The organism is Pseudomonas sp. GW456-L12 (genome assembly GCF_059424045.1).
This window is the reverse complement of the sequence record NZ_JBWKZA010000010.1, coordinates 167,142-189,834: the sequence shown is the minus strand read 5'-3', so window position 1 is coordinate 189,834 and position 22,693 is coordinate 167,142. Positions and strand designations below refer to the sequence as shown.

General features: G+C 66.2%; 19 protein-coding genes and 1 pseudogene. 3 read left to right on the top strand and 17 right to left on the bottom strand.

What is annotated here, in order from left to right; all coding sequences use genetic code 11:
- Positions 1–36 precede the first annotated feature (36 nt).
- The 4 genes from AC07Y9_RS15680 to hpaB form a co-directional block, all read right to left on the bottom strand.
- Entirely contained in the window at positions 37–912 is an 876-nt protein-coding gene (locus AC07Y9_RS15680; RefSeq protein ID WP_102681139.1) for a transporter, read from the bottom strand.
- A gap of 136 nt (positions 913–1,048) precedes the next feature.
- Positions 1,049–2,026 carry a helix-turn-helix transcriptional regulator gene (locus AC07Y9_RS15675; protein ID WP_102681138.1) on the bottom strand — a complete coding sequence of 326 codons (978 nt, stop codon included), beginning with the start codon at positions 2,024–2,026 and terminating at the stop codon, positions 1,049–1,051.
- Positions 2,027–2,328: 302 nt separating this feature from the next.
- Positions 2,329–2,841: a 4-hydroxyphenylacetate 3-monooxygenase, reductase component gene (hpaC, locus tag AC07Y9_RS15670; RefSeq protein WP_007930913.1), complete on the bottom strand. Its 513-nt coding sequence runs from the start codon at positions 2,839–2,841 to the stop codon at positions 2,329–2,331.
- Positions 2,842–2,916: 75 nt separating this feature from the next.
- A complete protein-coding gene (hpaB, locus tag AC07Y9_RS15665) occupies positions 2,917–4,479 on the bottom strand; it encodes a 4-hydroxyphenylacetate 3-monooxygenase, oxygenase component (RefSeq protein ID WP_102681137.1) in 1,563 nt (520 codons plus the stop codon).
- A 378-nt stretch (positions 4,480–4,857) separates the two neighbouring features.
- On the opposite strand from hpaB, the pseudogene AC07Y9_RS15660 reads away from it, so the two are divergent.
- The 3 genes and pseudogenes from AC07Y9_RS15660 to AC07Y9_RS15650 all read left to right on the top strand — a co-directional run.
- A pseudogene (locus AC07Y9_RS15660) lies at positions 4,858–5,625 on the top strand (MCP four helix bundle domain-containing protein); the annotation flags it as partial.
- On the top strand, positions 5,620–6,483 hold the full coding sequence (locus AC07Y9_RS15655; protein ID WP_371919074.1) for a methyl-accepting chemotaxis protein: 864 nt from the start codon (positions 5,620–5,622) through the stop codon (positions 6,481–6,483). The pseudogene AC07Y9_RS15660 and the gene AC07Y9_RS15655, both read left to right, overlap by 6 nt.
- A 37-nt stretch (positions 6,484–6,520) precedes the next feature.
- Positions 6,521–7,717, top strand: a complete 1,197-nt coding sequence (locus AC07Y9_RS15650) for a pyridoxal phosphate-dependent aminotransferase (protein ID WP_102681135.1) — start codon at positions 6,521–6,523, stop codon at positions 7,715–7,717.
- A gap of 179 nt (positions 7,718–7,896) precedes the next feature.
- Here the strand turns inward: AC07Y9_RS15650 and AC07Y9_RS15645 are convergent, their stop codons facing one another.
- The 13 genes from AC07Y9_RS15645 to AC07Y9_RS15585 form a co-directional block, all read right to left on the bottom strand.
- Positions 7,897–8,889: a 2-hydroxyacid dehydrogenase gene (locus tag AC07Y9_RS15645; protein ID WP_102681134.1), complete on the bottom strand. Its 993-nt coding sequence runs from the start codon at positions 8,887–8,889 to the stop codon at positions 7,897–7,899.
- Between the two features lie 19 nt (positions 8,890–8,908).
- The gene (locus AC07Y9_RS15640; protein ID WP_102681133.1) at positions 8,909–10,204 is read right to left on the bottom strand and encodes an MFS transporter; all 1,296 of its coding nucleotides are present in this window, start codon (positions 10,202–10,204) and stop codon (positions 8,909–8,911) included.
- Between the two features lie 99 nt (positions 10,205–10,303).
- Complete coding sequence (locus AC07Y9_RS15635) at positions 10,304–11,290, bottom strand: sugar kinase (RefSeq protein ID WP_102681132.1); 987 nt, start codon at positions 11,288–11,290, stop codon at positions 10,304–10,306.
- Positions 11,283–12,065: a sugar phosphate isomerase/epimerase family protein gene (locus AC07Y9_RS15630; protein ID WP_102681156.1), complete on the bottom strand. Its 783-nt coding sequence runs from the start codon at positions 12,063–12,065 to the stop codon at positions 11,283–11,285. The genes AC07Y9_RS15635 and AC07Y9_RS15630 overlap by 8 nt, the downstream gene beginning before the upstream one ends.
- 260 nt (positions 12,066–12,325) lie before the next feature.
- Positions 12,326–13,354: a LacI family DNA-binding transcriptional regulator gene (locus AC07Y9_RS15625; protein ID WP_087090629.1), complete on the bottom strand. Its 1,029-nt coding sequence runs from the start codon at positions 13,352–13,354 to the stop codon at positions 12,326–12,328.
- 28 nt (positions 13,355–13,382) lie between these two features.
- Entirely contained in the window at positions 13,383–13,601 is a 219-nt protein-coding gene (locus AC07Y9_RS15620) for a hypothetical protein (protein WP_146021807.1), read from the bottom strand.
- A gap of 71 nt (positions 13,602–13,672) precedes the next feature.
- The gene (locus AC07Y9_RS15615) at positions 13,673–14,599 is read right to left on the bottom strand and encodes an alpha/beta hydrolase (protein ID WP_102690463.1); all 927 of its coding nucleotides are present in this window, start codon (positions 14,597–14,599) and stop codon (positions 13,673–13,675) included.
- A gap of 70 nt (positions 14,600–14,669) precedes the next feature.
- Entirely contained in the window at positions 14,670–15,614 is a 945-nt protein-coding gene (locus AC07Y9_RS15610; RefSeq protein ID WP_102680384.1) for a choline ABC transporter substrate-binding protein, read from the bottom strand.
- Positions 15,615–15,756: 142 nt separating this feature from the next.
- Positions 15,757–16,380 (bottom strand): LysE family translocator, encoded by a 624-nt coding sequence (locus AC07Y9_RS15605; protein WP_102680383.1) that lies wholly within the window; start codon positions 16,378–16,380, stop codon positions 15,757–15,759.
- 52 nt (positions 16,381–16,432) lie between these two features.
- Positions 16,433–17,272: an AraC family transcriptional regulator gene (locus tag AC07Y9_RS15600; protein WP_102680382.1), complete on the bottom strand. Its 840-nt coding sequence runs from the start codon at positions 17,270–17,272 to the stop codon at positions 16,433–16,435.
- Positions 17,273–17,347: 75 nt separating this feature from the next.
- A complete protein-coding gene (locus AC07Y9_RS15595) occupies positions 17,348–17,989 on the bottom strand; it encodes a DUF1345 domain-containing protein (protein ID WP_007923170.1) in 642 nt (213 codons plus the stop codon).
- 243 nt (positions 17,990–18,232) lie between these two features.
- Positions 18,233–21,361 (bottom strand): multidrug efflux RND transporter permease subunit, encoded by a 3,129-nt coding sequence (locus tag AC07Y9_RS15590; protein ID WP_102680381.1) that lies wholly within the window; start codon positions 21,359–21,361, stop codon positions 18,233–18,235.
- 12 nt (positions 21,362–21,373) lie between these two features.
- Positions 21,374–22,531, bottom strand: coding sequence for an efflux RND transporter periplasmic adaptor subunit (locus AC07Y9_RS15585; protein ID WP_087090641.1), 1,158 nt, complete (start codon positions 22,529–22,531; stop codon positions 21,374–21,376).
- Positions 22,532–22,693: the final 162 nt, after the last annotated feature.

The window sequence follows — 22,693 nt, the reverse complement described above, 5'->3', positions numbered from 1 at the left end:
GGGGGTCGTCATGGTGGGTAGCTCCGGAAAAACGCTTCAGAACACGTGGACCAGGCGCAGCAGGGCGTCGGTGCCGTGGTAGCCGTTACGGGTGGCGACGTTTTGCGAGAGGCCGAACATCAGCTGGTTCTGCTGGTCCAGCCAGTGGCCGACCTCGAAGCCGACCTGGGTGTAGCGCTTGTGGGTGTCGTCGATGCGCTGGTCGTTGATCCGCAGCTCGCCACCGTCGGCGTGGATCAGCCGCAGGGCGCCGTAGGTGCTGCTGGTGAAGTCATAGGAGGCGAAGGCTTGCAGGCGGTACAGCGGGTCCTGCTTCAGGTCGCTGCCGAAGTAATCGTCGTTCTTGGCGTAGAGCTGGGCTTCGAGGTTGGCTTCCAGCACCCACTTCTCGCCGACGCCCTGGGTGTAGTTGTAAACGAAGGTCGCGCCCCAGCGGTTGGCGCCCGGCGAGACATCCGGGTTGTCGCCGTGGTATTCGCCCACCGGCAGGGTGATCAGGGTCAGCAGGCCGCTGTAGGTTCGGCTGGCCGGATCGTTGATGAAAAACAGGGTGCCGCCGACCTGCGGGTCGCCGAAGCCGCTTTCCCCGGTGTGGCGATTGGCACCGGGCAGGCGCGCGTCGATATCGGCGAAAGGCACGATGAATTGCGGGGTGCACAGGGTGCCGCAGATGTCGGTGAAAAATACCTGGCGATAGGCCAGGGCGTTGACCTTCAGCTCGGCCTTGCCGGTGCTGTCGGCAGGGCCGTGGAAGTCGTCGGCGCGGGTCGCCGGCAGGTACAGCACGCCCAGGCTGGTGCCCGAGGGCGCGCCGAAGAAGTCGCGGGCGTTGAGGTCGGCGGCGCTGGCGTTCAGGCTCAGCAGGGCGCCGGTGACGGCCAGGGCGGTGTGGTGCGCAAGCGTTCTGGTCATGGGCGTAACGTCTCTTCTTTGAGTTGTTGTGCGGCGAAGTGCTCGCCGGTACGCGGCAGTGGCTGGAAAAAGGGCAACAGCGGCCCGTGGCCGTCAAAACGACAGCGCGAAAGTCAGTCAGCGAGGGAGGTAACCGTCAGTCGGGTGGGGCATGCAGCAGGTGGGCGATGCGGGTCTTGTCCTTGACCCCGAGCTTGTTGTAGATGGCGCGGATGTGATGGCGCACGGTGTTCGGCGACAGGCCCAGCTCGCGGGCGATTTCCTTGTAGGTCTTGCCTTCGCCGAAGCCCAGGGCCACGTCGTTTTCCCGTGGGCTCAGTTGGGTCAGCAGCGTGCGGCCGCGGGCGGCGAGCAGGAACAGGTCGCCCACCGGCGAGGCCTCGCATTGCAGGTGCCGGCCTTCGTAACCGCCATCGGCCATGGGCACGGGCAGGCAGGGGCCGCTCCAGTCCGGCCACTCGCCGAGCAGCAGGTCGACGAAGCCGCGTTCGGCGCAGTGCAGGGTGCCGCGCTGGTCACACACCGCCAGCGCCAGGTTGCGCGGGCTGGTGAGGGTTTCGCGCATGGCCACCAGGGTGCGGATCTGGTTGGCCGACACCGCGGCCACCAGGTGCAGCATCAGGTTGTTCAGCAGCAGGCAGTCGTCGGCGTCGAAGCGTTTGGCGCCGGGCGCGCGGTACAGCGCCAGGTGGTCGCTGAGGTGGGTCTGCGGGTCGATGTACACCACGCACAGCAACTCGCCGATGCCATAGGTCGTGCCCAGCCAGTTCAGGCCGGGGCCGTTGGCCGGGTCGCGCATGTCGACGATCACCGCCTGGCCCGGGTGCGCATGGACCCGGCCGACGGTGACGTCGACGTGCTTGATCGACTGCCAGTCCGGCAGGTAGCTGGGGGGCAAGTGATGGAGGTAGGAGCTGTGTTCTTCCGGCAGGCCGTCGATCAGCGCGGCGCGGCCCCACCAGGCGCTGTCGAAGGGCAGCAACTGGCCGATGCGGTTCAGCGCATGGCCATGGAAATGTTCGATGTCCTTGTGCTGCGCCAGGCGCTGCAACTCCAGGGTCAGCGAGCTGAAGGCTTCCAGCAGGCTGGCGTGAGCATGATCATCACGGCTCATCGGGTGTTCCTCTGTGCGACTTTCTTATTGTTTTCGTCACGGAGTCAGTAGGGACCGGAACGTCCAGGGACGTGGGCAGGGCCTGGGCACGAGTATCGTCGGGTTGGCGGGGGATCGCTATCCTACAGATGCAGGATGAAGGCGGATGGCATGGGAGATGAAGGGTGGCGTAATCCCTGTAGGAGCGAGGCTTGCCCGCGATAGCCGCGCAGCGGCGATAGACCCGCCAACGCGCGTTATCGTTGTAGATTTATCGCGAGCAATCGAGCGTCGACCGGCCGCTCCTACAAAAGATCAGAAGATCAGGCCGCCTGGACGGCTCGCTGCAAACGATGGAAACCACGGCTGAAATACACCAGCGAGTCGCCGTGTTCGCGCACGCAGATTTCATCCAGCTGCACCAGCATCACCGAATGGGTGCCGACTTCCTGGACCTCGGTGATGCGTCCCTGCAGGCTGGCCAGGGCGCCGTCGAGCACCGGCAGGGCGCCCTGGCCGTCGCGCCAGGGGTGCAGGCTGAAGCGCTGCTCCATCTCCACCCCGGTCATGCCGGCGAAGTGCCGGGCAACCTCTTCGTGTTCGCCGCAGAGCACGTTGACGCAGAGCTGGCCGTTGCGCTTGAACACCGGGTTCAGGGCGCTGTTGCGGTTGACGCAGACCATCAGGCTGGGCGGGCTGTCGGTGACCGAGCAGACCGCGGTGGCGGTGATGCCGCAGCGTCCGGCCGGGCCGTTGCTGGTGATGACGTTGACCGCCGCGGTCATGTGCGCCATGGCATCGCGAAAAGCCTGTTGCTTGGGATCGAGTTGAGTCATGACAGATTCCTCGGGTGAACCCGCGGGCGCCGGCAATCGGGGGGCGCCCCGCGGGTCATTCAGGTCGGGCGGCGCTTATTGGCGGATGCGGTCGAGCATGTTGATGTCGTCCGGATTGGTCAGGTGCGGCACCGTCCAGCCGTCGAGGTCGTAGTCGGCCAGGCATTGGTCCACCAGGTCGGTCATGGCTTTCATCGAGCCGGTGGCCTGGGCATGGCGCAGGCACTGCATGCGGATTTCGTCCTGGCTGCCGGCGTAGTTGATTTCGTACAGCTCGTGGCGGCCGCCGAACTCGGTGCCGATGGCATCCCACAGCAGCTTGAGGATCTTGATCCGCTCCTCGTGGCCCATGCCCGCCGAACCCCGGCAATAGGTGCTCAGGTACTGGTTGAGCATCGGGTCCTTGAGGTCGCGGGAGCCGGACGGCAGGTAGATCAGGCCGCTGGCCACCACCTGCTCGATGATCTTCTTGATGTCGGTGTAGGCCTGGGGCGCCAGTACCCGGTAGGCCTGCAAGGCCTGGGCGCTGGGCAGGAAGGCGCCATTGAGCCATTCGCTGGCGTTGCCGTGCATGGCGTCGGTCAGCGACCAGAACAGGTTGCGCCAGGCCACCACCTCGCCAACCTGCGCCTGCACCCCGCGAAACTCCAGGGAACCGGTGCACTGCAAGGCCTTGACCAGCAGCCCGGTGATGAAGTCGAGCTTGACCGCCAGCCGGGTGCAGCCCTGCATCGGGAACAGCCGGCCGAAACCGCCTTGCGGGAACCACTGCCGGCAGCGTTCGAAGTCGCGGTAGATCAGCACGTTTTCCCAGGGGATGAACACCTTGTCCATGATCAGGATCGCGTCGTTCTCGTCGAAGCGGCTGGACAGCGGGTAGTCGAACGGCGAACCGGTCATGCCGGCCTGCAGTTCGTAGGACGGGCGGCAGATCAGCTTCATGCCGCGGGTGTTCATCGGTGCGATGAACATCAGGGCGAAGTCGGTGTTGTCGCCCAACAGCTGCGCCGAACCCTGGCCGACGAAGTTGTAGTGGGTCAGGGCCGAGTTGGTGGCCACCACCTTGGCGCCGCTGACGATGATCCCGCCTTCGACTTCCTCGTCCACCGAGATGAACACGTCCTTGACCTGGTCCACCGGCTTGTCGCGGTCGATCGGCGGGTTGACGATGGCGTGGTTGAGGTACAGGCAGGCTTCCTGGATGCGCTTGTACCAGGTGCGGGCGTTGTCCGCGAACTTGCCATAGAACTCCGGGTTGGCGCCCAGGGCGCTGCCGAAGGCGGCCTTGTAGTCCGGGCTGCGGCCCATCCAGCCGTAGGTCAGGCGCGACCACTCGGCGATGGCGTCGCGCTGCTGGCGCAGGTCGTCGGCGCTTTTCGCCGAGCGGAAGAACTTGTGGGTGTAGCCGCCGTTGCCGGTATCGGTGGCCCAGCACAGCTTGTCCTTGGTCTCGGGGTCGTGCAGGGCGTCATAGAGGCGCGCCATGGAGGCGGCGGAGTTGCGGAACGCCGGGTGGCTGGTCACATCCTTGACCCGGTCGCCATAAATGTAGATTTCGCGATCGTCGCGCAGGCTGGCCAGGTATTCGGCGCCGGTCAGCGGGCGGTTGGTCTCGGCACGGAAGTCTTCGGGTTTCATCATCCACTCCAGTCGTTGTTGTTATGAATTGCCATTGCGAGCTGGGGCCCATGATGGGCAGGACGGGGCGGCGACTGAATGGCTTTTCCGGCGAATGAATTGCACTTTTCATGGGGCTGGTCATGGAGTAGGTCATGGGCCTGGTCATGGACGCGGAACCGATCCGGCAAGGCCACCCGTTTCACCGTTGAAACACTTTCGCGGCGACGAAAAATATTTTCGCCGGGGCCTGCAAAAAACCTAAAGCCCGGCCGATATCGCTATTAGGCCCACAGACCAACTACAACAGTGGCGCCCACCTGTCAGGCCGCCAGCCATCGCTGGTGACAGGGTTCAGTGCATGGATGCTCGCAGTCCTCAATTCCCGAGAGTCATCCTATGTCCCTACGTAATATGAATATCGCGCCTCGAGCTTTCCTCGGTTTTGCGTTCATCGCGTTGCTGGTCATCGCGCTGGGTGTGTTCGCTGTCAACCGCATGTCGATCATCCGACAGGCCTCCCTGGAAATGGAAAGCAACCAGCTGCCCAGCGTAGGGTTCCTCGGCAACGTCACCGAAAACATGCTGCGCCTGCGGATTCTCTCGTTCCGGGTACTGGTCAACCGCGAACCGGCCGGCCTGCAGGAAGCGCAGACGCGTATCGGCGTGCTGGTGGACAAGCTCAAGCAGGCCCAGGCCAGCTACGCCGCCTTGCCGGCGGGGGAAGAGGAAGTGGCCCTGTACAAGACCTTCGCGGCCACCCTGGAAAAGTACCTGCAAGCGCAGAACGACATGCTGGAGCTGTCGCGACAGAACAAGCTCGAGGAGCTGCGCACCCTGATCAATACGCGGATCAAGGACGGCACCGACCAGATGGGCGAGCAACTGAACAAACTGGTGGCGATCAACAAGGCCGGGGCCACCCAGGCGTCTGACCTGGCCGGTGAGCATTACCACGGCGCCATCACCGGCATCATCGCCGTGGCGGTGGTCGCGGCCCTGCTCACGGTGGTGCTGGCCCTGCTGCTGACCCGCAGCATCGTCACCCCGTTGAACCGCGCGCTGCTGGCCGCGCAGACCATCGCCGCGGGCAACCTGACCAAGGCCATCGAGGTCGACGGCAAGGACGAGCCGGCCCGCCTGTTGGTGGCGCTGAACGAGATGCAGGGCAACCTGCGCAAGACCATTGAGCAAATCTCCGGCTCGGCCACCCAGCTGGCCTCGGCCTCGGAAGAACTCAGCGCGGTCACCGAGGAAGCCTCCCGTGGTTTGCAGCAGCAGAACAACGAAATCGAACAGGCGGCCACCGCGGTCAACGAAATGACCGCCGCCGTGGAAGAGGTGGCGCGCAACGCCGTGTCGACTTCCGAAGCCTCGCACCAGTCGACCCAGGCCGCCCGCGAAGGCCGCGACCGGGTGGTGGAAACCGTCGACGCGATCCAGACCATGACCCACGACGTGCAGAGCACTTCGGTGATGATCGAAGGCCTGGCCACCCAGGGCCGCGACATCGGCAAGGTGTTGGACGTGATCCGCGCCATCGCCGAGCAGACCAACCTGCTGGCCCTCAACGCAGCCATCGAGGCGGCCCGCGCCGGCGAGGCCGGGCGCGGGTTCGCGGTGGTGGCCGACGAGGTGCGGGCCCTGGCCCATCGCACCGCGCAATCGACCCAGGAAATCGAAAAGATGGTCGCCGGCATCCAGAACGGCACGGGCGAGGCGGTGCAGTCGATGCAGCAAAGCAACCAACGCACCCAGAACACCCTGGAAATGGCCCGCGCCGCTGGCGTGGCCCTGGAGCAGATCGCCGAATCGATCAACCTGATCAACGAGCGCAACCTGGTGATCGCCAGTGCTTCGGAAGAGCAGGCCCAGGTGTCCCGCGAGGTCGATCGCAACCTGGTGAATATCCGCGACCTGGCCACCCAGTCGGCCGCCGGGGCCAACCAGACCAGCGCCGCCAGCCATGAGCTGTCGCGCCTGGCGGTGGATTTGAATGCGATGGTGGCGCGCTTTGTGATTTGAGTTAGGGTTGTTGGAATGCGTGCCCAAGGAGAGCGAGATGCGCTATTCAGCCTTGACCCAACGGATCGCCGGCGAAGGTGCCGCGGCCTGGCAGATTCACTACCGCGCCCTGGAGCTGCGCGAGCAGGGCGTCGATGTGCTGCTGCTGACCATCGGCGACCCGGATTTCGACACCCCGCGGCCGATCGTCCAGGCCGCCATCGATAGCCTGCTGGCGGGCGACACCCACTATTCGGAGGTGCGCGGCAATCGTTCGCTGCGCACCCGCATCGCCCACCGCCATGCCACCCGCAGCGGCCAGGCGGTGGACGCCGAGCATGTGGTGGTGTTGCCGGGGGCGCAGTGCGCGGTGTTCTCCGTGGCCCAGTGCCTGCTCGATCCGGGCGACGAGGTGCTGGTGGCCGAGCCGATGTACGTCACCTACGAAGGGGTGTTCGGTGCCTGCGGGGCCAAGGTGCTGCCGATTCCGGTGCGCCCGGAAAACGGTTTTCGTGTCGAGCCCTCCGTGGTCGCCGCGCGCATCACGCCGAAGACCCGCGCGCTGATGCTCAACAGCCCGAACAATCCCTCCGGCGCCAGCCTGTCCCGGGAAACCTGGCAGGCCCTGGCGCGACTGTGCGTCGAGCATGACCTGTGGCTGATTTCCGATGAGGTCTACAGCGACCTGCTGTTCGACGGCGAACACATCAGCCCCGGCAGCCTGCCGGGCATGGCCGAACGCACGGCGACCATCAACAGCCTGTCCAAGTCCCATGCCATGACCGGCTGGCGGGTCGGCTGGGTGGTGGCGCCCCAGGCCCTGGCCGGGCACTTGAGCCATCTGGCGCTGTGCATGTTGTACGGATTGCCGGATTTCGTGCAGAACGCCGCGGTGGTGGCGCTGGACGCCGACCTGCCGGAACTGGAACAGATGCGCGAGGAATATCGCCAGCGCCGCGACCTGGTGTGCGCGCAGCTGAGCCAATGCCCGGGGTTGAAACCGGTCAAGCCCGATGGCGGCATGTTCGTCATGGTCGATGTGCGGGAAACCGGCCTGGGCGCCCAGCAATTCGCTGAGCTGCTGCTGGAAGGGCACGGCGTCTCGGTGCTCGCCGGCGAGGCCTTCGGCCCCAGCGCGGCGGGGCATATCCGTATCGGCCTGGTGGTGGATCAACAGCGTCTGGCGGACGCCTGCCAGCGGATCGTGCGTTGCACCCAGGACCTGCTCGAAGGCCGAACCTCAAAACGCCGCTGAGCCTGTAGCCGCTGCCGCAGGCTGCGATCGTCGAAACGCCGCCGCCCCTGTAGCCTCTGCCGTAGGCTGCGATCGACCGGAACGGTCGTGGCGATCTTCAGGATGCCGAGGTCCTGCGGACCTATCGCAGCCTGCGGCAGCGGCTACAGGGTGGATCGGACGGTCGGGCAGCTACAGCGTCACACCGCGGCCTTGCGGCGCTCCCAGGCCCGGGGGTTGACCAGGTTGGCCGGGCGCTGGCCGGCCAGGGCCGCCAGCAGGTTGTCGACCGCGCAGCGGGCCATGGCCTCGCGGGTCTCGAAGGTCGCCGAGCCGATGTGCGGGGTGGCCACCACATTGTTCAGCTGCAACAGCGGCGAGTCGTGGCCCAGGGGCTCACGCTCGAACACATCCAGCCCGGCCGCGCGAATCCGCCGTTGCTGCAAGGCTTCGATCAGCGCCTGTTCGTCCACCACCTTGCCCCGGGAAATATTGATGAAGATGCTTTCCGGACGCATCAGGGCGAACTCTTCACGGCCGATCAGGCCCAGGGTCTGGTCCGTCAGCGGCAGGGTCAGGCAGATAAAGTCGGCCTGTTGCAGCAGCTCCGGCAGGCTGCAGTAGCGGGCGCCGAAACGCTGTTCCACCGCCGGTTTCGGGCTGTTGCTGTGGTAGATCACCGGCATGCCGAAGCCGAAATGGCCGCGCTGGGCCAGGGCTTCGCCGATCCGCCCCATGCCGATGATGCCCAGGGTCTTGCCGTGCACGTCGCTGCCGAAATGCAGCGGGCCGATATTGCGGTTCCACTGGCCGGCGCGCACCAGGTTGGCCAGCTCCACCACGCGCCGGGCGCTGGCCAGGATCAGGGCGAAACCGGTGTCGGCGGTGGTTTCGGTGAGCACATCCGGGGTGTTGCTGAGCAGGATGTCGCGGCGGGTCAGGTAGTCGATGTCGTAGTTGTCGACACCCACCGACACGCTGGCCACCGCTTCCAGGCGTGGCGCCAGGTCCAGCAGCTCGGCGTCCAGGCGCAGGCTGGCGCCGAGCAGGCCCTGGGCGGCGGGCAGGGCGCCGCGCAGCTTGGCCAGGCCTTGGGCACCGAGGTCTTCGATCAGGGTCACTTGGGCCTGCTCGTGCAGGCGGGCCATCAGCGGCGGCGAGAGTTTCTTGTACAGCACGACCTGTTTTTTCATGGGGTTCACCTTGTTCGATTCAGGAATGCGCCAGGCGGCGACGTACCGGCAGCGCGGTGCGGCTGCGGTCGCTGGCGCCCGGGTTGAGAAAGAGGGTCAGCAGCACCGATAGCAGCAGCGCGCCGCTCATCAGCAGGTAGGAGGCGCCGGGCGAGCCGGTGGCGCTGTTCAGGTAGCCCACCAGGTAGGAGCCGCCGAACGAGCCCAGGGCGCCCATGCTGTTGATCAGCGCCATGGCGCCGCCGGCGACGTTGGCCGGGAGGATCTCCGGGACGATGGCGAAGAACGGTCCGTAAGGCGCGTACATGCAGGCGCCGGCGATCACCAGCAGGGTGTAGGACCACCAGAAGTGCTCGGCGCCCAGCAGGTAGGAGCCGTAGAAGGCGAAGGAGGCGATCAGCAGCGGCGGCCAGACGAAACGCTTGCGCTTCTGGATCCGGTCCGAGCCCCAGGACACCCCGAGCATGGCGATCACCGCGGCCAGGTAAGGCAGCGCCGACAGCCAGCCGGCCTCGACCATGTCCATCTGCGCGCCGTGCTTGAGGATCGACGGCAGCCACAGCACGAAGCCGTAGACGCCGATGCTCCAGCAGAAGAACTGCAGGGCGAGGATGATCACTTTGGGCGAGCGGAAGGCTTCGGCGTAGTTCTTCACCGCCTTGATGCCCACCTGTTCGGCGGCCAGGGCGCTTTCCAGGTCGTGTTTTTCCTGGTCGCTGAGCCACTTCGCCGCGCTTGGGCGGTCATCGGCCAGGCGCCACCAGATAAAGGCCCAGAGCACCGCCGGCAAGCCTTCGATGATGAACATCCAGCGCCAGCTGAAATGCTCCACCAGGTACCCCGAGACCACCGACATCCAGAGCATGGTCACCGGGTTGCCGAGGATCAGGAAGGTATTGGCCCGCGAGCGTTCGGCCCGGGTGAACCAATGGCACAGGTAGACCAGCATCGCCGGCATCACCGCGGCTTCGACCACCCCGAGCATGAAGCGGATGGCGATCAGCCAATAGGCGTTGGACACCACACCAGTGAGGGTGGCCAGGCCGCCCCAGAGGATCAGGCTGACGAAGATCAGCTTCTTCACGCTGTGTTTTTGCGCGTAGATCGCCCCCGGTACCTGGAAGAAAAAGTAACCGAGGAAGAACAAGGCGCCGAGCAGGGACGACAGGCCCGGGGTGATCATCAGGTCGGCGGCCATCCCGGAGGCGGCGGCGAACCCGTAGTTGGCGCGGTCCAGGTACGCCAGGCTGTAGGTGATGAACACGATGGGCATGATGTACCACCAGCGGCGGGTGGCGAGTTTCAGCGTTTGCATAAGGGTGCTCCTGAGCTTGTTGTTTTTGTCGCAACAGGTAACGCGTTGGTTCAATCAGGCGGTGTTGTTTTCACGGTTTTATCGCGAGCAAGCTCGCTCCTACAGAACTTGCGCAGCCCCTGTAGGAGCGAGCTTGCTCGCGATCGGTCGCGCAGCGACCGTCGGTAATTCATCGCGGCTTGGCAGGCCTTCCATGTCGCCGCGGCTCTGCACCGCGCGGCTGCCAATCCAGTTGGCGCGCTGCACGGCCTCGGCGACGCTGTGGTTTTCCAGCAGGGCGCTGATCAGGCCGACGGCGAAACCGTCGCCGGCGCCCACGGTGTCGACCACCTGGGTCACCGGTACGGCCTCGACGAAACCTTCGTGCAGCTGGGTGCGGTAATAGGCGCCATGGGCACCGAGCTTGATCGCCACGGCCTCGACGCCCTGGTCCAGGTAAAACGCCGCGATGTCGGCCGGGTCTTCATAGCCGGTCAGCAGGCGGCCTTCGCTCAAGCCCGGCAGCACCCAATGGGCGAGCACGGCCAGGCGGTTGATTTCGTCGATCATCAGTTGTTCGCTGCCCCACAGGCTGGGTCGCAGGTTCGGGTCGAAGGACACGCTGCGGCCGGCCGCGCGCATCTTGCTCATCAGGCTGTGGGACAGTTCCCGGGCCGAGGCCGAGAGCGCCGGGGGAATGCCGGTGGCGTGCAGGTGCCGGGCGCGCAGCAGCTGGGGGGCGATGTCGGCGACGCTCAGGTGGCTGGCCGCCGAACCGCGGCGGAAGTACTCCACCCGCGGATCGTCGCCGTGCTCCTCCAGGGACTTGAGTTGGAAACCGGTGGGGTGGTGCCGGTCGGTGGCGACGTAGCGGCAGTCCACGCCTTCGGCTTGCAGGCTGTCGATGACGAAGCGCCCCAGGGAGTCGGCGCCGACCCGGCTCAGCCAGCCGACCTTGAAACCCAGGCGCGACAGGCCGATGGCCACGTTGCTGTCGGCGCCGGCGATGCGTTTGTGAAAGTGGCCGACCCGGGCCAGGTCGCCGCTCTGTTCGGCGACGAACATCGCCATGGTTTCACCGAACGACAGGATATCGAGCTCAGACATGGGCGTGCTCCAGGCGGGACTGGCCGAGGCGGGCGAGGGTGGCGACGTGTTCGCGGGTCAGCTGCACCAGGTCTTCGCCTTGCAGCGGGTATTCCACGGCCCGGGTCACACCTTGAGTCATGTGCCGCAGCAATTGTTCCCACAGGTGCAGGTCGGCCATGCCCGGCGGTATCGCCACCAGCTTGCCGTCGGCGCGCCGGGCCACGGCCTTGCAGTGCACGTAGCCGACATGCCGGCCGAGCAGGCGCGCGGCGACGGAGGCGGACTGGTCCTGCCACTGCCAGTTGCCGATGTCGAAGGTCATCTGCACCGGCAGGCGGTGGCGCTCGACCTCGGCGAAGAAGCGCTGGAAGGGTTCGATGCGCCCGCCGTGCAGGGTCTGGTCGTTTTCCACCAGCAGCTGCACCGGGGACTGCGCCAGCAGCAGGGCCAGCTGGGGCAGGTCGTTGTGCTCGGTGAAATACCCCAGGGACACCTTGAGGCTTTTCGCGCCGAAGGCTTCGGCCCGTTGCAGTGCCTGTTCCAGCAGCGGGTTGGCCCGGGAACGCCCGGCCACCCAGAGTTCCAGCGGCGAAGAAAACACGCTTTCCAGTTGCCGCTCGCGGGTGGCCCGGGCCAGCTGGGACGGGTCTTCGACGGTCAGCAGCTCTTCGCGCCATTCGATGCGCGATGCGCCGGCGGCGGCCAGCACCTCGATGAAACTGCCCTGGCCCTGCTCACGGACGCGGTCGGCGCCGTAGCTGGACAGGCTGATGGAGACAGGCGATTTATTCATGGTCATGACCTCTGAAACCGGTTTCATTTCTTCTTAAAAAAAGCCCCCAAAAAGAAGCTCATTTCCCTATCTTCATGCCTGCGCCGTTCCCTGTAGCCGCTGCCGCAGGCTGCGATCGGCGGCGTAGCCGCCGTAACCCGGGCGAAGCGTTTTCCAGGCAGATCGCGGACGCAGGTTTTGCGGCAACTGCATTGCCGATCGCAGCCTCGCAGGCTCGGCAGCGGCTACACCGGCACTGCGATTCCCGAGTCGATCAGTGGTTACAGAGACCCTCGCTGTCGGGTGGAACCGCGGACGATCAACTCGGCCGGGAAATCCAGCACCCGCAGCGGCTCGACATCGCCGCGCAAACGCTTGAGCAGGCACTCGAAGGCGCTGGCGCCGATGCGTTCGGTGGGTTGGGCGAGGGCGGTGATGCCGCTGCCCACCAGCGGATACCAGTCGAGGTCGTCGAGGGCGATCAGGCCGATCTCGTCGAACAGCGCGCAGCCCAGCTCGCGCAAGGCCCGGGTCGCGGCCAGGGCGGCGACGCCGTTGGCGCAGAACAGCGCTTTCGGACCGGGGCCGGGGGCGGCGAGGAACTGTTGCAGTTGCTGGTTCAGCGCGGCGCCGGTTTCCACCGCCGCGCCTTGCAAGCCCGGGCGTTGCTCGATCTGCGCCTTGAAACTGTTGCTGCGCTCGATCCGCGAGCTGGTGCCGTCATGGGGTTCGCTGACCAGCAGCAGGTCGCGGTAGCCGCGCTCTTGCAGGTGTTCGATGGCGCTGCGCACGGCTTGCGGGTTGTCCAGGCCGACCAGGTCGCTGTGCAGTTGCTCGACCTTGCGGTCCACCAGGACCATGGGCATTTCCCGGTGCAGTTCGCGCAGTTCGTCCAGATGATGGCCCAGGGTGTTCACGATCAGGCCTTCGATGTTGTACGAGCGCAGGTTGGCCAGGTGCTGGCGCTCCTGCTCGTCGTCGCGGTCGGTGTTGCACACCACCAGGCTGTAGCCGTGCTGACGGCAGGCGGTTTCCACGCCATGCATCACGGCAATCGAATAGGGGTTGCGGATATCGGCCACCAGCATGCCGATCAGGCGCGTGCGCCCGCGTTTCAGGCCACGGGCCATCTGGTTCGGGCGGTAGCCCAGCTCGGCTATTGCCTGTTCGATGCGCAGGGCGATGGCATCGGAGAGCAGGGCGCGGTCTTCGCCGATAAAGCGCGACACGCTGGCCTTGGAGACCCCGGCGCGTTCGGCGACATCGAGCATGGTGACGCGGCTGCGCTGGGCGGCGGAAAAACTGTTCACGGGCGGCGACCTGTCTTTGGCGTTCTTGTTATGGGGTATATCCGCTCCAGGTGCGACGTTCCGCCGCATCGCTGAAACCGGTTTCAGGAAACAGCAAAGCGCTTTCGCCGTCAAGCGCGATCAGCGCCAGCGGCATGAAAAAAATGTCATGCAGTCGATCGCGGGCGGTCTTCTTCGGTAGAGGGAGGTGTCTGGCACCTCGTTGCTGGTGATCGCGGGCAAGCCTCGCTCCTACGGGGGAAGTCATGCGCTTGACGGGCTCTTCGTAGGAGCGAGGCTTGCCCGCGAAAAGGGCCGCGCGGTTTCGCTGAAGAAAGACTATCCGAGGCAGCCCCTCAGATAGTCGAGCAGGGCGCCATACAGCGCATCCACCTCCGGCGCGAGGCCTCGGGCGCGCAGGCAGCCATGTACCAGGCCGAGGCCCGGGTACAGCTGGCTGTGGCCGTCGGCGGCCAGCAGTCGCTGGTGATACAGCTCGCCGTCGTCGCGCAGCGGGTCGAACTGCGCCAGGGCGATAAAGGCGGCGGGCAGGCCGCGCAAGTCCGTGGCCAGCAAGGGCCGGGCATAAGACGAATGCCGTTCCGGGCCGGGCAGGTACAGGGCCTGGTAGGCGTCCAGGTCGTTGCTGCCGAGCAGCGGCGCGTCGGCGCACTGGCTGCGCGAGGGCAGGTCGGCGCCTCCGCCGAGGCCGGGGTACAGCAGCACTTGGGCGGCGGGCAGCTGTTCGCCGGCATCGCGCAGGGCCAGGCACAAGGCCGCGGCGAGGTTGCCGCCGGCGCTGTCGCCGATCACCAGCTGCCGCCGGGCATCCAGGGCAAAGGGGCTGGCGCCGGCCTGCAAGGCGCGCCAGGCCGCCAGGCAATCGTCGAAGGCGGCGGGGAACGGATGTTCGGGCGCCAGGCGGTAATCCACGGCAATCACCAGCACCTGCAACTGCGCCGCCAGGTAGGCGGTGATGAAGTCGTGGGAATCCAGGTCGCCCACCACCCAGCCGCCACCGTGCAGGTACAACAGGCAAGGCCAGCCGTCCGCGGGCATCGGGCGGGCGGGGCAATAGGCGCGTGCCGGCACCCCGGCCAGTTGCAATTCGCTGATCCGCAGGCCCTCGGGACGGGGTGGGGTGAAGGCGCGGCACATGCGGCTGTAGTTGTCGCGCAGGCCCTGGGAACTGTTGTCGGGGCTGGTGAAGCTCAGGGTGCGCTCGACGAAGGCGGCGAGTTGGCGAGAGAGCGGGTAGTGGCGCATGGGCGGGAGTGTCCGTTGTCTGGAAGAGGGCCATCGCGAGCTGGCTCGCGATGAGACCGGCAGGACGCCACTATTTCAAGCTGGCCTGCACCGCCGCCACGCCGTCCTTGCCCTCGAAGCTGCTGACCCCGGCCAGCCAGCGTTGCAGGTCTTCGGGGTGCTCGCGCAGCCATTGCCGCGCCACGTCCTGGGGCGTCCTGCGTTCCATGATCGGCACCATCAGCTGGCTTTCCTGGGCGGCGCTGAAGGTCAGGTTCTGCAGCAGGCGCTGGACGTTGGGGCAACGCTCGGCGTAGTCCGGCGCGGTGACGGTGGACACCCTGGCCGCGCCTTCGTTGGGGCCATAGACGTCTTCGCTGCCGGTCAGGTAGGCGATGCGCATGTTGATGTTCATCGGGTGCGGGGTCCAGCCGACGAAGACCACGAACTCCTTGCGGTTGATCGCCCGTTGCACCGCCGCGAGCATGCCGGCCTCGCCGGACTCCACCAGCTTGAAGCCCTTGAGGCCGAAGCGGTCGCTGTCGATCATGGTCTTGAGGGTGGTGTTGGCGCCGCTGCCGGGCTCGATGCCATAAATCTTGCCGCCCAGTGGCTCCTTGAAGCGGGCGATGTCGGCGAAGGTCTTCAGGCCCGCGGCGGCGACATAGTCCGGCACGGCGAGGGTGGCCTGGGCGTCGGCCAGGCTCGGCTGGTCCAGGACCTTGACTTGCCCGGCTTCGAGGAACGGCGCGATGTTCTTGTCCATCGCCGGTTGCCAGTAGCCGAGGAAGATGTCCAGGCGCTTGTCGCGGATGCCGGCGAAGATGATCTGCTGCACGGCGCTGGTCTGTTTGCTGTCGTAACCCAGGCCGGTCAGCAGCACGTCGGCCATGCCGCTGGTGGCGATGACGTCGGTCCAGTTGACCACGCCCATGCGCACGGTCTTGCAGGAGGCGGGCTCGCTGGCCCAGGCATTGACGCTGAGGAGCAGGGCGCCACAGAGCAGCGGGAGACAAGGCTTGAACAGGGTTTTCATCGGAGGGTCTCGTTCGGCAGGTCGTTATTGTCAGAGGCGGCGTCTTTAGTGCGCCGTGCCCACCACTTTAGGTAACCCTGGCCGTTATGAACGCGCCCTGAGGCGACTGGCTTTTGCACTGGGGCGACGGCGGCCAGCCCCTTCAGGCCCACAGGCTCGCCCAGGCCGAGACCAGCAGCAACAGCGCCATGCCCTGGTTGAAACGCTGCAGGGCCAGCGGCGAACGCAGCAGCCGGGCGGAGCCGGCGCCGAGCAGCGCCCAGGCGCCGAGGCAGGGCAGGGACACCAGGAAAAACACCAGCGACAGGTACAACACCTGGTCCTGGCGTTCGCTGCCGTTGCCGGCGAACACACTGATCACGGCCAGGGCCATCATCCAGGTTTTCGGGTTGACCAGTTGCAGGCTGGCGGCGCCGAGCAGGCCCAGGCGCCGGTGGTGGGTGTCCGCTTGTGGGTCGAGGGACGCGGCCGGGGCACGGAAGATCTGCCAGGCCAGGTAGCTTAACCAGATCACCCCGGCCCAGCGCATGGCGCTCTGCAGGCCGGGCACTTCCATCAGCGTGCGGCCGAGGCCGCTACCCACCAGCATGACTATGCCGGCGGCGGCCACACAGGCGCCGACAACGATCGGCAGCGCGGCCTTGAACCCGTAGCGGGCGCTGTTGCTCAGCACCAGGATATTGGTCGGCCCCGGGGTGATCGAGGCCACGAAGGCGAACAGCAGGAAGGGCAGCAGGCTGGGCAGGGAAGGTAAGAAGGAGAACATCGTGGGCAGGCTCCAGTGAAGATCGAGGGAGCCGATCTTCGCCGGTGCGGGTTCAGGCGTCTGGAAGGTTTGAGCAGCGCTTGCGGTAGGCCGCCGGGGTCAGGCCATAGGCGCGGACGAACCAGCGGCCCATATGGCTCTGGTCGGCGAACCCCAGGGCCATGGCCACCTCGGCCGGCTGTTCGCCGCGGGCCAGCAGGCGTCGGGCCTTGGCTAGGCGCAACTGCACCAGGTAAGCGTGGGGCGGCAGGCCATAGGCGGCCTTGAAGGCGCGGGTCAGGCGGAAGCGATCGACGCCGCAGACCGCGCCCAGCTCGTCCAGGCTGATGTCCTGCTGGGCGTGGGCATGCAGGTAGTCGCGGGCCTTGTGCGCCACCAGGGGCAGGCGCGGGTCTGCGTGGTAGCGCTTGCGCCAGTGCAGGTGGCCGGTGAGCTGGTCGAGCAACTGGTCCATGGCGCTCTGGCGGACGATGCGCAGCTCGCCGTGGTGCAGGCTGTGGAAGGCATTGCTGGTGGCCAGGGCCAGGCGCTGGTCGCTGGCCAGGGTGGTGGCGAAACTCAGCTGGCTGTCGGCCGGCGCCTCTTCGAACAGCGCGCTCAGCTCACGCTCCAGCCAGTTCGGGTCGAGGTACAGCATGCGGTAGGTGAAGCCGCTTTCGGTGGGGGCATCGCCGTCGTGGATTTCCCCGGGCTCGAGCAGGAACACCTTGCCCGGGGTGCTGTGAAAACGCTCGCGCCGGCAGTGGAATTGCTGCACGCCCTCTTCGGTCACGCCCACCAGGTAGCTGTCATGCCAGTGAGGGTCGTAGGCATGGCCGGTGAAATGGGCGCGCAGGGTTTCGATGCCGGTATCGGCGTCCTGGGCCAGATCGATCCAGTTGTGCGCGTTCATGGCGTGTCCGTGGCAAGGGCGAGCGTGACAGTTAGCGCCCGCCGGCCAGGGCGGGTCTAGAAGATTTGTGCGACTTCAACCGAACAGCCCGGCGGCGATGTTGATGGAAAACCCGAGGATCGCGGTGTTGAACAGAAAACCGATCAGCGACTGGGCCAGGACGATCTTGCGCAGTTCGCGGGTGGCGACGCCGACGTCGGAAGTCTGCACCGCCACGCCGATGGTGAAGGAGAAGTACAGGAAGTCCCAGTAATTGGGGGTGGTCAGGCCTTCGGGAAAGCGCAGGGCCGGGTCCTTGCCGTTCCAGGTGTAGTAGAGGCGGGCGTAGTGCACGCTGAAGATCACCCCGATCAGCAGCCAGGAGCCGATCACCGTGAGGCCGGTAAAGGCGTAGTGCAGCAGGCGCCGGCCGGTTTCCAGGTCCTTGCTGCCGGACAGCGAGAGGGTGATGGCGGCGAGGCTGGCGATGGCCGCGATGCAGACCATGAGCAGCACCAGCCCGGCGTTTTCGTCCTCGACCTCGGCAATGCGTTTCACATCGTCGGCTTTGGAGCGCGCGGTGAGCCAGCACATCAGCGCCAGGTAGCTCCAGACCCCGGCGTTCCAGCCGATGAGAATCTTGCTGATCAGGGTGTCGGCCGGCACCAGGACGCCCGCGGCCAGGCCGATAAGGGCGCCGATGGTCAGGCGAGGGTGGGTACGTACAAGAAGGGACATGGCGGCTCGCAGTGGCGGATTTGCCGCAAACCTTAGCATGCCGTCGCCGCAGGGGCGGGGCCCCTGCGGTTACATGGCTCTTGTGTAGGAGCGAAGCTTGCTCGCGATGAGTCTTCAACGATGGCTTGATAAGCCTTCAACGGTCACTCGATAAGCCTTCAACGATGACTTGATGAATCTTCAACGATCGCTCGATAAGCCTTCAACGATCACGCGGTACGCTGAAGACTCGTCGCCGCATGACTATTCGGCCGCTCCTGGCGTCGTGACGCTCACCGCTTGTTTGCCGTTGCGCCTGACCAGCCTCATCACCACCACGAAGAACACCGGCACGAATACCACCGCCAGGGTCGCGGTGATCATGCCGCCGATCACCCCGGTGCCGATGGCCTGCTGACTGGCCGAACTGGCGCCGCTGGCGATGGCCAGGGGCACCACGCCGAGGATGAACGCCAGCGAGGTCATGACGATCGGCCGCAGGCGCAGGCGCGCGGCCTGCACCGTGGCGTCCACCAGGTCGTGGCCTTCGTCGTACAGGCTCTTGGCGAACTCGATGATCAGGATCGCGTTTTTCGCCGACAGGCCGATGATGGTGATCAGTCCGACCTTGAAGAACACGTCGTTGGGCATGCCGCGCAGGGTCACTGCCAGCACCGCGCCGAGCACACCCAGGGGCACCACCAGCAGCACCGAGGTCGGAATCGACCAGCTCTCGTACAGCGCCGCCAGGCATAGGAACACGATCAGCAACGACAGCCCGAGCAACAGCGGCGCCTGGCTGCCGGACAGGCGTTCCTGCAACGACAGGCCGGTCCATTCCTGGCCCAGGCCGGTGGGCAGCTGGCTTACCAGGCGCTCGATTTCCGCCATGGCCTCGCCGGTGCTGTGGCCCGCGCTCGGCTCGCCGGAAATGCTGATGGCCGGGTAGCCGTTGTAGCGGGTCAACTGGGTCGGGCCCTGGGTCCAGCGCGCCTGGGCAAAGGCCGACAGCGGCACCATCTTGCCGAGGTTGTTGCGCACGTTGATCTTCAGCAGGTCTTCCACCTGGCTGCGTCGATCGCCCTCGGCCTGGACCACCACCCGCTGCATCCGCCCCTGGTTGGGGAAGTCGTTGATGTAGCTGGAACCGACCGCGGTGGACAGCACATTGCCGATGTCGGCAAAGGACACGCCCAGGGCATTGGCCTGCTTGCGGTCGACTTCCAGGTGCACCTGCGGCGCCTCGGCCAGGGCGCTTTCGCGCACGTTGATGAGGATCGGGCTCTTTTCCGCGGCGGCCAGCAAGTCGGTGCGGGCCTGCATCAGCGCGGCATGGCCGAGGCCGCCGCGGTCCTGCAGGCGGAACTCGAAGCCGCTGGAGGTGCCCAGGCCGTCCACCGGCGGTGGCAGCACGGCGTAGGACACCGCGTCCTTGATTTCACTGAAGGCGGCGTTGGCCCGGTCGGCGATGGATTGCGCCGAGTCGTCGCTGCCGCGCTGCGACCAGTCCTTGAGGGTGGTGAAGGTCAGTGCGGCGTTCTGCCCGCTGCCGGAGAAGCTGAAGCCGAGAATCACCGTGCTGTCGCCGACCCCCGGCTCGCTGGCGTTGTGCGCCTCGATCTGTTCCACCACCTGGATTGTGCGGTTCTTGCTCGCGCCCGGTGGCAACTGGATGTCGGTGATGGTGTAGCCCTGGTCTTCCACCGGCAGGAACGAAGAGGGCAGGCGGCTGAACAGCAGCCCCAGGCCCACCAGCAGCACGCCGTACACCAGCAGGTAGCGGCCGCAGCGTTTCAGCGCATAGGCGACCCAGCGCTGGTAGCCGTCGCTGAGGTTTTCGAAGCGCCGGTTGAACCAGCCGAAGAAGCCGCCTTTTTCATGGTGCTCGCCCTTGGCGATCGGCTTGAGCAGGGTGGCGCACAGGGCCGGGGTCAGGGTCAGGGCGAGGAAGGCCGAGAACAGGATCGAGGTGGCCATCGACAGCGAGAACTGCTGGTAGATGACGCCCACCGAACCCGGCATGAAGGCCATCGGCAGGAACACCGCCACCAGCACCAGGGTGATGCCGACGATGGCGCCGGTGATCTGTTGCATCGCCTTGCGCGTCGCCTCCCTGGGCGACAGGCCCTCGCTGGCCATGATCCGTTCGACGTTCTCCACCACCACAATGGCGTCGTCCACCAGGATGCCGATGGCCAGGACCATGCCGAACATGGTCAGCACGTTGATCGAGAAACCCAGCGCCAGCATGGTGGCGAAGGTGCCCATGAGTGCCACCGGCACCACCAGGGTCGGGATCAGCGTATAGCGGATGTTCTGCAGGAACAGGAACATCACCGCGAACACCAGCAACATGGCTTCGCCCAGGGTGTAGACCACCTTGGTGATCGAGACCTTGACGAAGGGCGAGGTGTCGTAGGGGATCTTGTATTCCACGCCGGCCGGGAAGTAGCGCGACAGCTCGTCCATCTTCGCCCGGATCAGGGTCGCGGTGCTCAGGGCGTTGGCCCCCGGCGACAGCTGCACGCCGACCGCAGTGGAAGGCTTGCCGTTGAGGCGGGTGGAGAACTGGTATTCCTGGCTGCCGACTTCCACCCGGGCGACGTCGCCGATGCGCACGGTGGAGCCGTCCGGATTGGCCCGCAGGACGATGTCGGCGAACTCTTGCGGGGTCGACAGCTGGCCCTTGACCAATACCGTGGCGGTGATTTCCTGGCTCGAGTGGCTCGGCAGGTCGCCGATGCTGCCGGCCGAGACCTGGGCGTTCTGCGCGACGATCGCCGCGTTGACGTCGGCCGGGGTCAGGTTGAAGCCGATCAGCTTCTGCGGGTCGATCCACACCCGCATGGCGCGCTCGGCGCCGTACAGCTGGGCCTTGCCGACCCCGTCCAGGCGGCGGATCTCGTTCATCACGTTACGCGCCAGATAGTCGCTGAGCGCGGTGTCGTCGAGCTTGCCGTCGCTGGAGGTGAGGGTGATCAGCAGCAGGAAACCGGCCGAGACCTTTTCCACCTGCAGGCCCTGTTGGGTCACCGCTTGCGGCAGGCGCGGCTCGACCACCTTGAGGCGGTTCTGCACGTCGACCTGGGCCATTTCCGGGTTGGTGCCCGGCTGGAAGGTGGCGGTGATGGTGGCGCTGCCCAGGCTGCTCTGGGACGAGAAGTACAGCAGGTGGTCGGCGCCGTTGAGCTCTTCCTCGATCAGGCTGACCACGCTTTCGTCCACGGTCTGCGCCGAGGCGCCCGGGTACACGGCGTAGATCTCGATGCTCGGCGGGGCGACGTTGGGGTACTGCGCCACCGGCAACTGCGGGATGGAAAGGGCGCCGGCCAGCAGGATAAACAGGGCGACCACCCAGGCGAACACCGGACGGTCGATAAAGAATTGCGGCATGAGGGTTCCTACCTACTGTCCAGTGGTCTGGGCAAGGGGAAGAGGGCTGTCGTCGATCTGCACCTTTTCGCCCGGACGGGCGTGCTGCAGGCCCTCGACGACGATACGGTCGCCGGCCTTGAGGCCGTCGCTGACGATCCAGCGGTCCTGTTGCACGGCGCCCAGTTGCACCGGACGCTGCACCACCCGCTGCTCGGCATCCACCAGCAGCACCTGGGCGATGCCGGCGCTGTCGCGCTGGATGGCCCGCTGCGGCACGCTGATGCCCTGGCGGTTCACCGCCTGCTCCAGGCGTACGCGAATGAAGCTGCCGGGCAGCAGGTCGAGGTCCGGGTTGGGGAACTCGCTGCGCAGGATGATCTGGCCGGTGCTCGGGTCGACGCTGAGGTCGGCGAACAGCAGCTTGCCCGGCAGCGGGTAGAGGCTGCCGTCGTCCTGGATCAGCGTGGCCTTGGCCTGGTCCTGGCCGACCTGCTGCAACTGGCCGGCGCGGAAGGCGCGGCGCAGGTCGTTGAGCTCGCGGGTCGACTGGGTGAGGTCGGCGTGGATCGGGTCCAGTTGCTGGATCAGCGCCAGCGGCGTGGTTTCGTTCTGGCCCACCAGTGCGCCTTCGGTGACCAGGGCGCGGCCGACGCGCCCGGAAATCGGCGCGGTGACGGTGGCATAGCCCAGGTTCAGCCGGGCGCGCTGCACGGCGGCCTGGTTGGCGGCTACGTCGGCGGCAGTCTGGCGCGCGTTGGCCCGGGCGTTGTCGTATTCCTGGGCGCTGATGGCCTGGTCTTCGATCAGCTGGGCGTAGCGCTGCTCCTGCAAGCGGGCCTGGAAGGCGTTGGCCTCGGCCTTGCGCAGGCTGGCCAGGGCACTGTCGAGGTCGGCCTTGAACGGTGCCGGATCGATGCGAAACAGCACGTCGCCCTGCTTGACGTCGGTGCCTTCGCGGAAGGTCCGTTGCAGCACCACCCCGGCCACCCGTGCGCGCACCTCGGCGATACGCGGCGCGGCGATGCGCCCGCTCAGTTCGCTGCTGATCGACAGCGGGCGAGTCTCGACGGTTTCGATCCGGACCTTGGCCAACGGCGCCTGTTCTTCGGCGGTGGAGGCCTGGTCGCAAGCGCTCAGCGCGGCTGCCAGCAACAACAGGCAGAACGGCGCAAACAGGTTTTTCGACATGCTGATACCCCAATGATGACTGCGGCATGCTAAGGGCATGCCGCCAGGACCGCTGTGAAGCTGTGTAGGTGCTGTGTGAAAAAGTGTGAAACGAATGCTCGGGCGGGCGCGAGGTTGTATATCCTTTGTGCCTCGCTGATCGGGCGACGGCTTCCCAGGGAA

Coding starts and splice junctions, on each gene's coding strand:
- AC07Y9_RS15680 (WP_102681139.1), bottom strand. CDS start 912: ATGACCAGAACGCTTGCGCACCACACCGCCCTGGCCGTCACCGGCGCC.
- AC07Y9_RS15585 (WP_087090641.1), bottom strand. CDS start 22,531: ATGTCGAAAAACCTGTTTGCGCCGTTCTGCCTGTTGTTGCTGGCAGCC.
- hpaB (WP_102681137.1), bottom strand. CDS start 4,479: ATGAAACCCGAAGACTTCCGTGCCGAGACCAACCGCCCGCTGACCGGC.
- AC07Y9_RS15650 (WP_102681135.1), top strand. CDS start 6,521: ATGCGCTATTCAGCCTTGACCCAACGGATCGCCGGCGAAGGTGCCGCG.
- hpaC (WP_007930913.1), bottom strand. CDS start 2,841: ATGACTCAACTCGATCCCAAGCAACAGGCTTTTCGCGATGCCATGGCG.
- AC07Y9_RS15605 (WP_102680383.1), bottom strand. CDS start 16,380: ATGTTCTCCTTCTTACCTTCCCTGCCCAGCCTGCTGCCCTTCCTGCTG.
- AC07Y9_RS15600 (WP_102680382.1), bottom strand. CDS start 17,272: ATGAACGCGCACAACTGGATCGATCTGGCCCAGGACGCCGATACCGGC.
- AC07Y9_RS15590 (WP_102680381.1), bottom strand. CDS start 21,361: ATGCCGCAATTCTTTATCGACCGTCCGGTGTTCGCCTGGGTGGTCGCC.
- AC07Y9_RS15640 (WP_102681133.1), bottom strand. CDS start 10,204: ATGCAAACGCTGAAACTCGCCACCCGCCGCTGGTGGTACATCATGCCC.
- AC07Y9_RS15610 (WP_102680384.1), bottom strand. CDS start 15,614: ATGAAAACCCTGTTCAAGCCTTGTCTCCCGCTGCTCTGTGGCGCCCTG.
- AC07Y9_RS15645 (WP_102681134.1), bottom strand. CDS start 8,889: ATGAAAAAACAGGTCGTGCTGTACAAGAAACTCTCGCCGCCGCTGATG.
- AC07Y9_RS15675 (WP_102681138.1), bottom strand. CDS start 2,026: ATGAGCCGTGATGATCATGCTCACGCCAGCCTGCTGGAAGCCTTCAGC.
- AC07Y9_RS15615 (WP_102690463.1), bottom strand. CDS start 14,599: ATGCGCCACTACCCGCTCTCTCGCCAACTCGCCGCCTTCGTCGAGCGC.
- AC07Y9_RS15655 (WP_371919074.1), top strand. CDS start 5,620: ATGCAGGGCAACCTGCGCAAGACCATTGAGCAAATCTCCGGCTCGGCC.
- AC07Y9_RS15620 (WP_146021807.1), bottom strand. CDS start 13,601: ATGACTTCCCCCGTAGGAGCGAGGCTTGCCCGCGATCACCAGCAACGA.
- AC07Y9_RS15630 (WP_102681156.1), bottom strand. CDS start 12,065: ATGAATAAATCGCCTGTCTCCATCAGCCTGTCCAGCTACGGCGCCGAC.
- AC07Y9_RS15595 (WP_007923170.1), bottom strand. CDS start 17,989: ATGTCCCTTCTTGTACGTACCCACCCTCGCCTGACCATCGGCGCCCTT.
- AC07Y9_RS15635 (WP_102681132.1), bottom strand. CDS start 11,290: ATGTCTGAGCTCGATATCCTGTCGTTCGGTGAAACCATGGCGATGTTC.